The organism is Kitasatospora sp. NPDC057692 (assembly GCF_042799475.1).
Classification (GTDB): domain Bacteria; phylum Actinomycetota; class Actinomycetes; order Streptomycetales; family Streptomycetaceae; genus Kitasatospora.
In genome coordinates this window covers 72790-87428 of sequence record NZ_JBHVIV010000024.1, presented here as the reverse complement: position 1 = coordinate 87428, position 14639 = coordinate 72790, and the positions used below count along the sequence as shown (strand labels likewise).

9 protein-coding genes are annotated in these 14639 nt (G+C 75.2%); 4 read left to right on the top strand and 5 right to left on the bottom strand.

What is annotated here, in order from left to right:
• Window positions 1-246 precede the first annotated feature (246 nt).
• Together ACFVFS_RS16190 and ACFVFS_RS16185 are read left to right on the top strand one after the other, a co-directional pair.
• Entirely contained in the window at window positions 247-4266 is a 4020-nt protein-coding gene (locus ACFVFS_RS16190; protein ID WP_380624480.1) for a DNRLRE domain-containing protein, read from the top strand.
• A complete protein-coding gene (locus tag ACFVFS_RS16185) occupies window positions 4266-4742 on the top strand; it encodes a hypothetical protein (protein WP_380624478.1) in 477 nt (158 codons plus the stop codon). Before ACFVFS_RS16190 ends, ACFVFS_RS16185 begins: the two co-directional genes overlap by 1 nt.
• A gap of 75 nt (window positions 4743-4817) precedes the next feature.
• Here the strand turns inward: ACFVFS_RS16185 and ACFVFS_RS16180 are convergent, their stop codons facing one another.
• On the bottom strand, window positions 4818-6218 hold the full coding sequence (locus ACFVFS_RS16180; protein ID WP_380624476.1) for a gluconate:H+ symporter: 1401 nt from the start codon (window positions 6216-6218) through the stop codon (window positions 4818-4820).
• Window positions 6215-6769 (bottom strand): gluconokinase, encoded by a 555-nt coding sequence (locus ACFVFS_RS16175; protein ID WP_380624474.1) that lies wholly within the window; start codon window positions 6767-6769, stop codon window positions 6215-6217. The genes ACFVFS_RS16180 and ACFVFS_RS16175 overlap by 4 nt, the downstream gene beginning before the upstream one ends.
• A 162-nt stretch (window positions 6770-6931) precedes the next feature.
• Here ACFVFS_RS16175 and ACFVFS_RS16170 point away from each other — a divergent pair, with 162 nt between their 5' ends.
• Together ACFVFS_RS16170 and ACFVFS_RS16165 are read left to right on the top strand one after the other, a co-directional pair.
• Window positions 6932-7627 (top strand): FadR/GntR family transcriptional regulator, encoded by a 696-nt coding sequence (locus ACFVFS_RS16170; protein WP_380624472.1) that lies wholly within the window; start codon window positions 6932-6934, stop codon window positions 7625-7627.
• Window positions 7628-7807: 180 nt separating this feature from the next.
• The gene (locus tag ACFVFS_RS16165) at window positions 7808-8269 is read left to right on the top strand and encodes a hypothetical protein (protein WP_380624470.1); all 462 of its coding nucleotides are present in this window, start codon (window positions 7808-7810) and stop codon (window positions 8267-8269) included.
• Here ACFVFS_RS16165 and ACFVFS_RS16160 read toward each other — a convergent pair.
• The 3 genes from ACFVFS_RS16160 to ACFVFS_RS16150 all read right to left on the bottom strand — a co-directional run bounded on the left by ACFVFS_RS16160 (window position 8245) and on the right by ACFVFS_RS16150 (window position 14594).
• The gene (locus tag ACFVFS_RS16160) at window positions 8245-9009 is read right to left on the bottom strand and encodes a metallophosphoesterase (protein WP_380624512.1); all 765 of its coding nucleotides are present in this window, start codon (window positions 9007-9009) and stop codon (window positions 8245-8247) included. The genes ACFVFS_RS16165 and ACFVFS_RS16160 overlap by 25 nt on opposite strands.
• Before the next feature lie 25 nt (window positions 9010-9034).
• On the bottom strand, window positions 9035-13597 hold the full coding sequence (locus tag ACFVFS_RS16155; protein ID WP_380624468.1) for a hypothetical protein: 4563 nt from the start codon (window positions 13595-13597) through the stop codon (window positions 9035-9037).
• Between the two features lie 121 nt (window positions 13598-13718).
• On the bottom strand, window positions 13719-14594 hold the full coding sequence (locus tag ACFVFS_RS16150) for a hypothetical protein (RefSeq protein ID WP_380624466.1): 876 nt from the start codon (window positions 14592-14594) through the stop codon (window positions 13719-13721).
• Between the last annotated feature and the right edge of the window lie 45 nt (window positions 14595-14639).

The window sequence follows — 14639 nt, the reverse complement described above, 5'->3', positions numbered from 1 at the left end:
GGCTCGACGGGCGGGCACCCCAGGGCTGGGGCGCCCGCCCGTCGGTGTGTCCGTTACACACCCGCTGACCTGCGGAAACGATCGCGCCGCTGTCGTTCGCACACAGCGCGTCACGATCGGATCACCATTCTCAGGGAATCTTCAGGCAATGGGTATTTTTGTCCGCTTTGCCAAGATCACCTTGTCAGGTGATCTTCATATGCTCCGCCCGACGCTGTTGATCAACAGCGGGTTCAAGGAGCACCCATGCACGTCTCAAGACGGACCCTGACCGGTCCGCTGGCCCTCACGCTGGCGCTGTCGCTGGCCGCCGGGTCACCGGTCGCCTTCGCGGCCAAGCCCCACCCCAGGCCCACCCCCGGCAAGGCCCCCACCGCCGCCGCGCTCGACCCCGGCAGCAGCCTGGCCGCCGCCCGGGCCGCCGCGCGGAAGAGCGGCCAGCGGGTCGAGGCGCTCTCCGAGCGGGACGAGACCTCCACCACCTGGGCCAACCCGGACGGGACCCTCACCACCGAACTGTCGGCCGGCCCGGTGCGCTTCCTGCGCGACGGCAGGTGGGCCGACGTCGACCTCACCCTCAAGGCCGCCGCCGACGGCTCGGTGGCCCCGGCCGCCCACCCCAACGGCCTCAAGCTCGCCGGGGCCGGCGGCAAGCGCCCCCGCTCGCTCGCCGAGTCCCGCGCGGTCCAGACGGCGCCGGCCGGCACGGAGGCGGCCCGCACCCTCGTCTCGCTCGGTTCCGGCGACGACCAGCTCGCCCTGGAGTGGCGCGGCGGCCTGCCCGCGCCCCAGCTGAACGGCACCCGCGCCACCTACCGGGACGCCATCGGCGACGGCGCCGGCGACCTCGTCGTCGAGGCCACCCGCACCGGCTTCGAGCAGTACGTCACGCTCAACCAGCGCCCGGCGGCCGACGGCTACGCGTACACCATGCCGCTGCGCGCCAAGGGCATCAAGGCCGAGGCGCAGCCCGACGGCTCCGTCCTGTTCACCGACCGGAAGAACGGCCAGAAGCGCGCCGTGCTGCCCGCGCCGGTGATGTGGGACGCCACCACGGCGCCCGGATCGAGCGAGCACCCCCGCCAGGCCCGGGTGGGCCTGGAGGTGGTCCAGCACGGCGACACCGTCGACCTGGTCTTCACCCCGGACGCGGCCTTCCTCGCCGACCCGGCCACCGCCTACCCGGTGACCGTCGACCCGGCCACCGCCGCGCTCGGCAACGCCTTCGACACCCGGGTCCAGCACGGTGAGACGGTCGACTGGTCGGCCGACACCGAGATCTACTGGGGCAACTCCGGCACCAAGAACGCCGACGGCAGCTCCCGCGAGGCCCGCGCCTTCATCAACTGGAACACCGCCGGCATCGCCGACGCCCTGGTCTCCAGCGCGACCCTCTCGCTCTACAACTTCCACTCCGGCAACAGCGACTGCCTGCCGTACACCTGGGAGGTCTGGGACACCGGCCTGGCCTCGACCGCCTCGCGGTGGACCGCCCAGCCGGCCTGGAAGGCCAAGAAGGCCACCTCCACCGAGACCAGGGGCCGCGACGCCTGCGGCGGCGACGGCTGGATCAACGCCAACGTCACCGACCTCGTCCAGACCTGGGCCTCGGCCAAGAGCGGCACCTCGGGCATGGGCCTGCGCGCCCCCGACGAGGTCTCGACCAAGTACTGGAAGGAGGTGAACTCCGCCAACGCCGCGAGCAACGTGCCGAAGCTGACGGTCACCTACAACTACCGCCCGCGCACCGGCACCAAGCAGCAGGCCGGCCCGCCGTTCCTGCAGGACGGCACCGGCACCTGGCGCGTCGACACCACCACCCCGGTGCTCCGGGACACCTTCGTCGACCCCGACGGCGACAAGGTGACCGGCACCTTCCAGCTGGTCGACGCCATCTCCGGCGCCCAGGTCGGCGCGGTCAACGTCTCCGGCTACGTGGCCAGCGGCACCCCCTCCGAGGTCACCGTCCCCGCCGGGCTGCTCCAGTACGGCCACACCTACCGGTTCCGCTCCTCGCCGTACGACGGCCTGCACTACAACCTGGGCTGGTCCCCCTGGGCCACCTTCAGCGTCAGCCCGCTGCCGGACGTCCCGACCGCGCTGCAGACCGGCGCCCAGCAGACCCTCACCCCGGTGCTCTCCGCCCTGGTCACCAACCCCAACCAGGGCCGGATCCGGACCGAGTTCGTGCTCCGCGGCCCGAACGGCCAGCCGCTGCCGACCGCCATCGCCCCCGCGTGGGCGGAGAGCGGCACCCGGGCCTCGGTCCAGGTGCCGGACGGCGCGCTGACCGACGGCGGCGACTACACCTGGGCCGCGCGCGCCTGCGCCGCCGTCGGCTGCTCCGACTGGAGCGCCGGCCAGCCGCTGGCCGTCCGCGTCCAGGCCCCGCCGGCGCCGCCCGCGCCGACCACCGCGGTGCTCACCGGCGCGGCCCTCGCGGACGCCTCGGCGGCCACCGCCGGCGGCGGCTGCGACACCGGCGCCTGCCCGGCCGCCGACCCGGCCGAGCTGCGGGTCGGCACCACCGCCGACGGCAGCAGCTGGGCCAGCTGGCTCAAGCCCGACCTGTCGGCCGTCCCGGCCGGCTCCCGGGTGGTCGCCGCCAAGCTCGCGCTGACCCGCTCGGACTGCCCGGCGGGCTGCGACGAGGCCGCCGTGGACGTCTTCCAGCTGGGCTCGGCCTGGGCCCCCGGCCAGGGCGGCGCCGCGCTGGCCGCGGCCGCCGGCGCCGAGAGCTACGCCTCCGCCGCCAAGCCGTCCGAGACCGACCTGGCCACGCTGGCCGGCTCCTGGTTCGAGAAGGGCGAGGCCCACGGCCTGGCCCTGCGTCCGCCGGCCGGCTGGACCGGCGCGGCCCGCTACTTCTCCGCCACCGCCGCCGATCCGGCGCAGCGCCCGAAGCTGACCCTCGACTACCTGGCGCCGACCGCGCCGGGCGCGGCCGAGCTGGTCACCGCCGTCGGCGGCGACGCCGGCCTGACCGTCACCTGGAACGCCCCGGCCGACCACGGCTCGGTCGGCGACGTCGGCTACACGGTGCGGGTCGAGACCTCGGCCGGCCTGCCGGTCCAGGAGATCACCACCGGTGACCTGCGGGCCGCGTTCACCGGCCTGGACAACACCCGCTCGTACCGCGCGGTGGTCACCGCCCGGAACAGCTACGGCACCGCCGCCCCGGTCGCCTCGGCCGTGGTCCAGGGCACGCCGACGGCCGGCGGCCCGGAGCAGTACCGCGGGTACGTGCAGGAGTACCTGGACGCCCGCAACAAGATCAAGATGAAGGCCGGGTTCACCGCGCCGGACGCCGCCGCCGAGGCCGCGCACGGCACCGTCTTCGTCGACCTGCTGGCCACCCAGGAGGCCTCGCTGGTCGCCAACCGCGAGGCGCTGGCGACGCAGAACCAGCTGTACACGGCCGCGGCGGTCTCGCTGACCGACGTGGTGGTCGACCAGCAGACGGCCGGCCGGGTCGTCGTGCGGGCCACCGTCAAGGACTCGGTGATGATCCGGTCCGGCGGCGTGGACTCGCCGAGCGAGAGCGCGGGCTCCAAGCGCTTCGAGTTCGCCGTCGGCACCGCCGCGGTGCTGGTCTCCGAGGCGGACGACCTCGCGGCCCAGCAGAAGCTGTCCTCCTCCGGGGTCGCCCAGGCCCAGGTCGACGTGGCGGACGCCGCCCAGCCCGACCCGGCGGACGCCCAGAAGGCCGTGCCGCTGGACGCCAACGGCTTCCCGGTCCAGCCGGCGCAGCCGGCCGCCGGGGCGGTCCAGGCCGGGTACAACTACAACGGCACGGCCGACTGGGCCCGCCGCAACGTCAACATCGGCTGGGACTACCCCCAGGACTGCACGAACTTCGTCTCGAAGGCCCTCTACTACGGTGGCGGCATGCGCACCCGGTACGGCTTCAAGACCCTCGACAGCGCCTGGTGGACCAACGACTACTGGATGTTCGGCTGGCACAAGAACCGCAGCTACACCTGGGCGGGCGCGGCCAACCTGCACCGGCACCTGCTGAACCACCGCTACTCCACCTGGCTGCGCTGGACCTCCGAGGCGCGCCCCGGCGACGTGGTGTTCTTCAAGTGGCGCAACGAGTCGCGGATCAACCACGCCGCGATCGTGGTCAGCTGGGGCACCCGGATGGAGCTGCGCCAGCACGGCCGGCAGGGTGTCACCACGCTGAACGAGGTGCTGTCGTACTACCGGCAGAAGGGTGACCCGATCGAGTGGTTCGTCGTCGTCCGCCCGCTCGGGACCAGCTGATGGCGGCGGGGCGGCTGATGACGGCGGGGCGGCCGGTGGCGGCCGTGCTGGCGACCGTGCTGTCGGCCGCCCTGCTGGCCGGTTGTTCGGGCGGCGGTGAGGACACCGCCCGGCTGGAGCACGCGGCCGACTACGCCGGCCATCCGCACCTGGAGGTCACCGGCTACCCGGTGCCCGAGACGCTGGGCCTGGTCCAGCAGGTGGTGTGGCGGCTGGCCGACGGCTCCGCGGAGCGGCTGCTGAAGCTGGCCGCCGCCGAGGGCCCGGCCGACGCGCGTCGGACGGTGGCCGAGGAGTGGGTCCGGACCTACGGGCCCGGCGCCGCCGGGAAGGTCACCGCCGACTTCGGCGACGACCCGGCCAACCGGCAGACCGTACGGCTGACCTTCCACGGGACCGGCCAGGTGAAGGAGCTGACGCTCCGCCCCGACGGTGCCGACGGCGGGGGCGGCTGGCGGGTCCTGCTGGCCGCCTGACCCCGCCCCGGTACGGCCGAACGGGCGGGCGCTCCCCGGGGAGCGCCCGCCCGTTCGGCGTTCTGTCCAGTCTCGCTAGACGATCAGGCTGAGCGGCATGATCAGGGCGATCGCGACCACCGAGATCACCGTCTCCATCGCCGACCAGGACTTCAGCGTCTGTCCGACGCTCATCCCGAAGTACTCCTTCACCAGCCAGAAGCCGGCGTCGTTGACGTGCGACAGGAACAGCGAGCCGGCGCCGATGGCCAGCACCAGCAGGGCCGCGTGGGTGGACGACATGTCGGCCGCCAGCGGGGCGACGATGCCGGCCGCGGTGATGGTGGCGACCGTGGCCGAGCCGGTGGCGAGGCGGATCAGCACCGCGATCAGCCAGCCGAGCAGCAGCGCCGAGATGTGCCACTTGGACGACCACTCGCTGACCGCGCTGCCGACGCCCACGTCGATCAGGGTCTGCTTGAAGCCGCCGCCCGCGCCGACGATGAAGACGATGCCGGCGATCGGGCCGAGCGACTTGCCGACGGTGTCGGAGATCCGGGCCTTGTCGAAGCCGGCCGCCTTGCCGAGGGTCACCATGCCGAGCAGGGTCGCGGCGAGCAGGGCGATCAGCGGGGATCCGATGAAGTCGAAGACCCGCTGCGGCAGCGCCTTGGGGTCGTCGATCACGACGTCCGCCAGCGCCTTGGCGAGCATCAGTGCGACCGGCAGCAGGATGGTCGCCAGCACGGCGCCGAAGGACGGGGTGTGCTCGCGCTTCGCGGTCTCCACCGGGGCGGCCGCCTCGGGGATCTCCAGCGGGCCGACCCAGCGCTCGGCGACGCGGGCGAACAGCGGCCCGGCGACGATCAGGGTCGGGACGGCGATCAGCAGGCCGAGCGCCAGGGTGATGCCGAGGTCGGCCTTGAGCGCGTCGACGGCGACCAGCGGACCGGGGTGCGGGGGCACCAGGCCGTGCAGCACGGACAGGCCGGCCAGCGCCGGGATGCCGATCCGCATCAGCGGGACGTTGCCGCGGCGGGCCACCAGCAGGACGATCGGGATCAGCAGCACCACGCCGACCTCGAAGAACAGCGGCAGGCCGAGCACGGCGGCGATCAGCGCCATCGCCCAGGGCAGCGCCCTGGGGCCGGAGCGGGACAGCACGGTGTCCGCGATGATGTTCGCGCCGCCGGAGTCGGCGAGCAGCTTGCCGAGCATCGCGCCCAGGCCGATCAGCAGGCCGACGCCCGCGACGGTGGAGCCGAAGCCGGTGGAGAAGCTGGTGAGCAGCTTGTCGAACGGCGCGCCGGCGACGGCGGCCAGCAGGCCCGAGCCGAGGGTCAGGGCCAGGAACGGGTGCAGCTTGAACTTGGTGATCAGCAGCACGATGGCGCCGATGCTGAGCAGCACCGCGACCAGCAGCTGGGTGTCGCTGCCGGTGTGCGGGAGGGCCGGTGGGGCGGCCGCGAGCACCGCGAGGGTGGGGGAGGGTGTCACGCGAGGTCTCCATTGACGGGCCGCAGCAGGGCGACGGCCTTCTCGACGAGTTCTTCGGGGGTCGGCCCGACGTCCAGGACGGCGCCGCGCTCGTCCGGACCGAGGGGTTCCAGGGCGGCGTACTGGGAGCCGAGCAGCGACGGCGGCATGAAGTGACCGGTGCGGTGGGCGAGCCGGTCCTCGACCAGCTCGGTCCGGCCGCTGAGGTGCAGGAACCAGGCGTCCGGGTCGGCCTCGCGCAGCAGGTCGCGATAGCCGTGCTTGAGCGCCGAGCAGGTGACCACGCCGCCGGTGCCGGCCTCGGTGCGCTCCCTGAGCCAGGCTCCGATGGCGCGCAGCCAGGGTTCGCGGTCCCGGTCGTCCAGCGGGACGCCGGCCGCCATCTTGGCGATGTTGGCCGGCGGGTGGAAGTCGTCCGCCTCGGCGAAGGGGAGGTCGAGCCGGTCGGCCAGCAGGCGGGCCAGGGTGGTCTTGCCGACACCGGAGACACCCATCACCACGACGGTGAGGGGTGCGTGGACGGTGTCGTGGTTCTCGACGCTGAGAGCCATGGGTGGTGCTCCTTCGTTGCCTGGCCGTCACTATCGCCTCAAAGGTATGACGTATTCAAGTAGCAGAAACCAAATCGTCATACTTTTATGCCCGGACCTGGGCACCGGTTCGACGCCGGGGGTGGCGGCGGCGGACGGACGGCGGAGGTCTAGGCTGGCGGGATGGAGATCCAGGGCCTGCCCGGCCGACTGCTCGCGGAACTGGGGCCGGCCATCGCGTCCGGGGAGCTCCCCGAGGGCACGGTGCTGCGCGCCGAGGAGCTGGAGGAGCGGTTCGGGGTCTCCCGGACGGTGGTCCGCGAGGCGGTCCGGATCCTGGAGGGGATGCACCTGGTGGCCTCCCGCCGCCGGGTCGGCATCACCGTGCAGCCCCGGTCCGACTGGGACGTCTTCGACCCGATGGTGATCCGCTGGCGGCTGGCCGGCGCCGACCGGCCCGCCCAGCTGCGCTCGCTCGGCTCGCTGCGGGTCGCCGTGGAGCCGGCCGCCGCCGCGCTCGCGGCCCGGCACGCCACCGACGACGAACGGCGCCGGCTCAGCGCGCTGGCGGTCGAGCTGACGATGACCGCGCGCGCCGCCGATCTGGAGACCTTCCTCCAGCACGACATCGAGTTCCACGCCACCGTGCTGCGGGCCTCGCGCAACGAGATGTTCGCCCACCTCCGGGAGACCGTCGGCGCGGTGCTGACCGGCCGGACCGAGTACCATCTGATGCCCCATCAGCCGGAGCCGTACGCGATCCGGCTGCACCGCGAGGTCGCCGAGGCGGTCTGCGCGGGGGACCCGGAGCGGGCCGAGCAGGCGATGCGGACCATCGTCGAGGGCGCGCTCGCCGAACTGAACGAGCAACTCGCCTGACGGTGCCCGGGATTCGGCGGGCCGTTCGGTAGGATCCGGGGCGGATCACACGATTTGGTGTCGGTTCGGGGGATTCGCGCGCATAGTCCGGGTACGACGGGGCAGAGTGGAGCGCAGGGGCGTAAACTCGGCGCCCGCCCCGTTCGTGTCCGCCACCCGTCCGCGCCTGGGGGTCGCCCGATGCCAACCGCCCGCCGTCGCCGCCGCCTTCCCGACGAGGTCCGCAGGGCCGTCGTCCGCGCGGTGCTCTGCCTGTCCTTCACCATGGTGGGCATCGTGGTGGCGACGCTGTCCTCGTACGCCGACAGCTGGCTGATGACGCCGGCGCTGATGGCGATGGGGGTGGGGGTGTTCGGCACGATGTGGTGCCTGCTGGAGATCCTGATCTCGCGCCAGGTCGCCGCCCAGCGGATGCGCGCGCCCAACTCGGCCTCGCCGATGGCCGGCAGCCGCGCCCCGGCGGGGTACCCCCAGCAGTCGCCGCCGCGCCCTCCGCAACCGCGGCCCCAGCAGCGGCCGTACCCGCCGTACCAGCAGCAGCCGCAGCGCCCCCGCCAGCAGCAGCCGCCGCACCAGCCCCCGGCCGGGCCGCCGTACCCGGGCGGCCCGGCGCCGCGTCAGGCGGGGCTGACCACCCGGTAGTGGGTGGTCGGCCGGCGGTCCCCGTCCAGGACGTGGAAGGCCAGCATCGGCGGGTGGTCGAAGGCGATGCCGGGTCCGCCCTCGCAGGGCAGCGTGACGGTGGAGACCACCCCGGGCGCGACCAGCAGCGGCAGACCGGCGAAGGTGGTCGCCGCGGCGGTGTGCGCGTGGCCGCAGAGCAGGGCGGCCACCCGGGGGTGCCGGCGCAGCACCCGCGCCAGCCGCACCGCGCCGAACTGGCGGATCGGGTCGACATACGGCAGGTGCAGCTCCTGCGGCGGGTGGTGGAAGGCCACCAGGGCGGGCAACCCGCTGCGCCCGGCGGTGAGTTCGGCGTCCAGCCAGTCGAGCGTGGCGTCGTCCAGCAGGCCGTCGTCCTGCCCGGGGATCGAGGAGTCGAGCATCAGCACATCGGCGCCGGGCAGCCGGTGCAGCCGGTTGACCGGGCCCTCCCCCGGCGCCTCGCCGAGCAGCACCTCGCGGTAGGGCGAGCGGCGGTCGTGGTTGCCCGGGCACAGCAGCACCGGGTGCCGGGAGGCCAGCACCTCGGCGACCTGCCGGTACTCCTCGGGCAGGCCGTGGTCGGCGAGGTCCCCGGTGACCAGCACCGCGTCCAGCGGGCCGGGCAGGGTGTCGAGGAACGCCATCACCTGCCCGGCCCGCCGCCGGGCGCGCTCGCCGCCGTCCCCGCCGTGGACCTGGCCGAGGTGGATGTCACTGAGGTGGGCGATCGTCAGCATGGGCATGGGGCCCACGCTACGGCGGTCACGACGAGGCGGGAACCTCCGCCGGGCGCTTGAACATCCGGGTGGCGGTGATCTCGCCGTGGACCGCCGGACCGTCCGGGTCCTGCGGGGCCGGAAGGCCCGGCCGCAGGTGCTCCTCCACCGAGATGTACTTCAGGCCGGCCCGCAGGTCGGCGTCGTTGCGCAGCCGGATGACCAGCGGGAACTCGGCGAGCGCGGTGGTGTCGAACAGGCCCGTGGTGTAGATCAGCTGGACGCCGAGGGCGTCGGCCACCGCGCGCTGGAGCTCCAGCAGGTAGGTGGCGTTGGCCCGGCCGATCGGGTTGTCGAGGAACAGCGTTCCCGCGTGCCGCAGCTGGGACTGGCCGCGGTCGTTGGCGCGCAGCGCGGCCATCGTGCAGTACAGCGCGATGGCGGCGGTGAGCAGCTGGCCGCCGGAGAACACGTCGGACATCTGGCCGACGCTCACCCGCTCGGCGCGCAGCACCGCGTCCGGCTTGAGGATCTCGACGGCCACGCCCTTGGGGCCGATCGCCGCGGCGACGCCGCGCAGCAGCAGCGACATGCCGTCGCGGCGCAGGTCGCTGTTCTTGCGGACGGCGGCGCGGGTGGCCTCGTCGATGACCTCGCCGAGACGCTCGACCAGGGTCGCGTGGTCCGGGTCCTCGAAGCGGATCCGCAGGAACTCCTGGCCGGACCACTCCCCCAGGCCCTCGGGCAGGCGGGAGAGCCGCTGGGCGGCCCGCAGGGTGGTCAGCGAGGACTCGACCAGGCCGCGCAGCCGGTCGACGATCGAGCCGCGGTTGCGCTCCAGCTGGGCGAGTTCGTCGGTGAGCACCCGCAGCCGGGGCGCGAAGGCGACGGCCCAGTTGGCGGCGTGGTCGGGCAGCGCGGAGGCGGGCAGCTCGCGGATCTGCTGGCGGGCCGGGGTGCGGACGGCCTCGTAGCGGGCCGCGTTGGCGTGCCGGACGAGGGCGTCCGAGGCGTCGCGGACGGCGAGTTCGGCGGAGGACAGCTCGCCGGCGGCGGTGCGCAGGGTGCGGCGGGCCTCGGCGGCGGCGGTGCGGGCGTCGGCGAGCGCGCCGAGGTAGGGCTCGACGGTCTGGGCCTCGTCGTCCTGCTGCTCGCGCAGGCCGTCGCGGAGCTGGCCGGCGTGCTCGTCGAAGTCGGCGGCGGCGGCCTGGGCGGCGTCGAAGGTGCGCTGGAGGTCGGTGTGCGCGGTGCGGGCGGTGTCGACGGCCTCGCGGCGCTCGGCGAGCCGGCTGGTGGCGCCGCGCAGCAGGCTCTGCGCGTGCTCGGGGTCGGTGGGGACGAGGTCCTCGGGCAGCTCGGTGTGCGCCTCGCCGTCGGCGGGGGCGGAGCGTTCGGCCTCGCCGCGCAGTCGCCCGAGCTGCTCGCTGGCGGCGGCGGCGCGGGCCTCGATGGTGGCGACGAGTTCCTCGGCGCGGGCGGCGGCGGCCTGACGGGCGGGGCCGTCGGCGCCGTCGGGGCTGTTGAGCAGTTCCTCGGCGCGGGTGCGGACCTTGTTGGTGAGGCGGTCGAGTTCGGCCGCGGCGGCGGCCTCGTCGCCCTCGGCGCGGGCCTGTTCGGCGCGCAGGTCGGCGCCGACGCCGACCTTCTCGTAGAGCTGGGCGGCCGAGCGGTAGGCCTCGCGCAGGGCGGGCAGCGCGGCCGGGGCGGTGTCGGCGGGCTCGTCGGACTGCTCGGCGGCGGAGATCTCGGCGCGCTCGGCGCGCAGGGTGCGGGCCGTACGGCGGGCGTCGTCGGCGGCGCGCTGGGCGGCGCGGCGGTCCTCGTCGCAGGTGCGGGCGCGTTCGGCGCAGACGGCCTGGCGGCGGTCGCACTCGGCGGCGTCCTCGGTGAGTTCGCGCTGGCGGCGGCTCCAGTTGGCGCGCTCGCGCAGCCGGAAGGCGAGGCCGGAGAGGGCGTCGGCGCGGCGGCGGGCGCGCTGGGCGGCCTCGCGGTGCTCCTCGTGGGCCGAGGCCGCGGCGGCGTGGTCGGTCTCGGCCTCGTCGTGGTCGGCGCGCAGGGTGGCCAGGGCGGCGGCGGACTGCTCGGCGTGCTCGCGGGCGGCCTCGGCGGCACCGGCGAGTTCGGCGAGGGTGCCGGGCGGGCAGCTGGCGTGCCAGGAGGCGAGGCGGGCGGCGAGCGCGCGGTCGCCGCCGAGGCGGGCGGCGAGTTCGCGGATGTGCTCCTCGCGGGCGGTGGCGCGGGCGCGCAGTTCGCGGCGCTCGTCGTCGGCGGCGGACTCGTCGTGCATGGCCGGGTTCGGCGGCACCAGGAAGAACGCGGGCTCGTCGGTGATCGGGGCGATCAGCGAGGCGGCGGCGCCGACGGCGACGGTGGAGCGGGGCAGCAGCGCGGCGGAGCGCAGCGCCTCGCGGGCCCGCTCCAGCGAGGCGGGGTCGGTGACGACGACGCCGTCGACGAGTTCGGGGCGGGCGGCGAGGATCGCCTCGTGGTCGGCCGGGTCGACGGACTGGGCGAGGTAGCGCCAGCCGGGCAGCGCCGGGATGCCGTGCTCGGCCAGGTACTCGACGGTGGCGAGGACGTCCGGGCCGGGCGGCAGCAGGCCGCCGTCGCCGAGCGCGGCCAGGATCCGGGAGTCGTCGGCGGCGGCGGTGCGCAGGTCGAACAGGGTGCGTTCGGCGGTGGCGATGGCCTCGTCGAGGAGTTCGCGCAGGTACTCGGCGTTGCGGTCGAGGACGGCGGGGGTGAGGAAGCCGGCGTCCTCCTCGGCGGACTCCTGGTAGGGGGTCAGCGAGAGCAGGTCGGCGAGCCGGGGCTCGGTGGCGAGCAGGGCGGCGGTGCGCTGCTCGGTGGCGAGCGCCTGGGCGGCGGCCTTGCGGGCGTCGGTGGCGCGGGCGGCGGCGAGTTCGGCGCGGCCGGTGGCGGCCGCGGCCTCGCGCAGCCGGGCCGCGGCGGACTCGGCGGCGGTGCGGGCCTGGCCGAGGGCGGCCGCGGCGGCCTTCTCCACGTCGGCGGCGTGCAGGGCGGCGCGGGCCGGGTCGACGTCGCCGTCGGTGTCGATGAAGCCGGCCTCGACGGCGGCGGCGGTCTCCTGCTCGACCTCGGCGAGGCGCTGGCGCAGGTGCTCGGCCTCGCTGCGGGCCTTCTGGGCGGCGGTGGCGGCCTCGGTGGCGTCGCCCTGGGCCTTGGAGCCGTCGGACTGGAGCTCGGCGGCGCGCTGCTCCTCGGTGTCGGCGCGCTCCTCGGCGGCCGCGGCGGCGCCCTCCAGGGCGCGGGCCAGGGCGGTGGCGGCGCGGGCCCGGGCGGCGAGCGCGGGGGCGGCGTCCAGCTCGGCCTCGCGGATCGCGGCGGCGACCCGGCCGACCCGGTCGGCGGCGGCGCGGTGGCGCAGCACGGCCTCGGCGGCCTGCCAGGCCGCGTGCAGGGTGCGGGCGTCGGTGAGTTCGCGGCGCAGGGCGGCGGCCTCGGAGGTGGCCGCGGCCAGCGCCAGCGAGGCGTGCCGGTGGGTGAGTTCGGCGGCGATCAGGGTGTGCCGGGTGCGGTCGCCCTCGGCGGCGGTGACGGCGCTCGCGGCGGCGGCGACCTCGACGGCGAGGTCCTGCGCGCGGTCGCGTTCGGCGGCGGCCCGGGAGGCCAGGGCGTGGGCGAGCCGGCGGGTGCGGCGTTCGGCGGTGCGGTGGGCCTCGCGGACGGTCTCGCGGGCGGTGGTGGCCTCGGCGATCCGCTCCAGCAGCTCCAGGGAGCCGGCGGTGAAGTCGCGTTCGGCGGTGAGCTCGGAGCGCAGGCCGAGCTTGGCGGCGAAGCCGTGGACGAGGTCGGCGAGGCCGTCGGTGTCCCGGGTGTCGGTGACGGCGCGCAGCAGCAGGTCGGTGAAGTCCTTGTCCTGCTTGACCGCGAAGAGGCCGGCCGCCTCGCCCTCGTCGGCGTTCATCTCGCGCTGGTAGCGGAACAGCTCGGGGTCGAGGCCGAGCTCGCCGAGGTGCTCGGTCCAGCGGTCGTGGCCGTCCTCGAAGACCAGGTCGAGGTGGGGGTGGGCCTTGCCGGCCTCGGTGAGGGCGTCGCGGAAGCCCTTCATGGTGCGGCGGCGGCCGCGGGCCTTCTGGTCGCCGGCCAGGCTGACCCGCTCGGCGACCGGGAGGGAGTCGAGGGTGAGGCCGGGGCCGGGGCGGAAGGAGTACCAGGTCTCGGCGAACTTGCGCGGGTCGGAGGAGACCTGGCGGCCGCGCCACTCGCTGACCTTGCCGACCACGATCAGCTCGCCGGTGACGGTGTGCTGCCATTCCAGGGCGACGTGGCCGCAGTCGTCGGCGAGCAGGAACTTGCGGAGCACGCCGGAGCTGGCCCCGCCGAGGGTGTTGCGGTGGCCGGGGAGCATGACCGAGAAGATCAGCTTGAGCAGGACGGACTTGCCGCCGCCGTTCTCCAGGAAGAGCACCCCGGCCGGGGCGGGGCGGCGCACCGGGCCGTCGGTGTCCTCGCCGAACAGGCCGATCTGCTGGGGCGCCGGGTCGGCGACGGGCTCGCCGACGCCGCGCAGGTCGAGCACCGTGTCGGCGTAGCGGGCGCCGGCCGGTCCGATCGAGTAGAGGCGGACCCGGTTGAGCTCGTACATGTGCGGCGGTTCTCCAGGAGGCGGGTGGGTCGGAGGGTGGCGGGGTGCCGGCGGGGGGCGCGGGGGTGCCGGCGGGGCTGTCGAGGGCTCCCGTGCGGCGGGGGCCCTCGGGCGGCCGGGGCTACAGCGCGTTGAACGGCAGGCCGGCGTCGGCGACGAGGTCGTCCCCGGTGTCCGGGGGCAGCAGCGAGGCGGTGCCGTCGGAGACCGGGACCACGCCGAGGTCGAGCAGCTCGGCCATGGCGGCGGTGCCGGCCAGGTCGCGGACCTGGAGCTGGTAGCGGGCGGTGGTGCGGTAGGTGCCGCCGGCGTCGTCCGAGACCTTCTGCAGGAAGCCGGAGTCGACCAGGAACAGCACGGCCTTGGCGACGATGCCGATGGTGGAGCCGGAGAGCCGGCGGGCGTCCTTGGTGGCACCGGTGGCGGTGCGCCGGGCCCAGACGCGCCAGGCGGCCTCCAGGCCGGGGGCGTCGCTCTGCGGGTCGGTGTTGTCGCCGTCGGCCTCGGCCTGCTCCTCCAGGCGGCGGCAGGCCTGGCGGACGAAGGCGTCGATGCCGTTGACGGTGATCCGGCCGAGGTAGCCGTCGTCGGCGAGGTCCTCGGGGCGGGGGAAGGCCATCGCGGCGACGGCCAGGTGGGCCAGGCCGTGCAGGAAGCGGTCGGTGGACTCGGAGGCGGCGCGGCGCGAGTAGTCGCCCATCCGGACGGCGAAGACGGAGTCCTCGGCGGCGGCGACGGCCATGCCGGCGCGTGGGGAGACCTCCAGGACGACCAGGCCCATGCCGGTGGCGACGGCGTCGGCGAGGCGGGCGAAGGGCGGGTCCTCGCGGTGGCGGCGGACCAGTTCGGCGTACTCGGCGTCGCGGGCGGGGAGCAGCTTGGCCTGGAGGCCGAAGGAGACCAGGCGGGCGGCGTCGGCGACGTCGGCCGGGGTGATCGGCGCGGGGGCGGCCGGTTCGGTCTCTGGCGCCCAGGACGTGTCGTGGTGGGTCGTCACGGGCGGTGCTCCTCGGGGGCGTTGCGGGGGGTGTGCGGGTGGTGT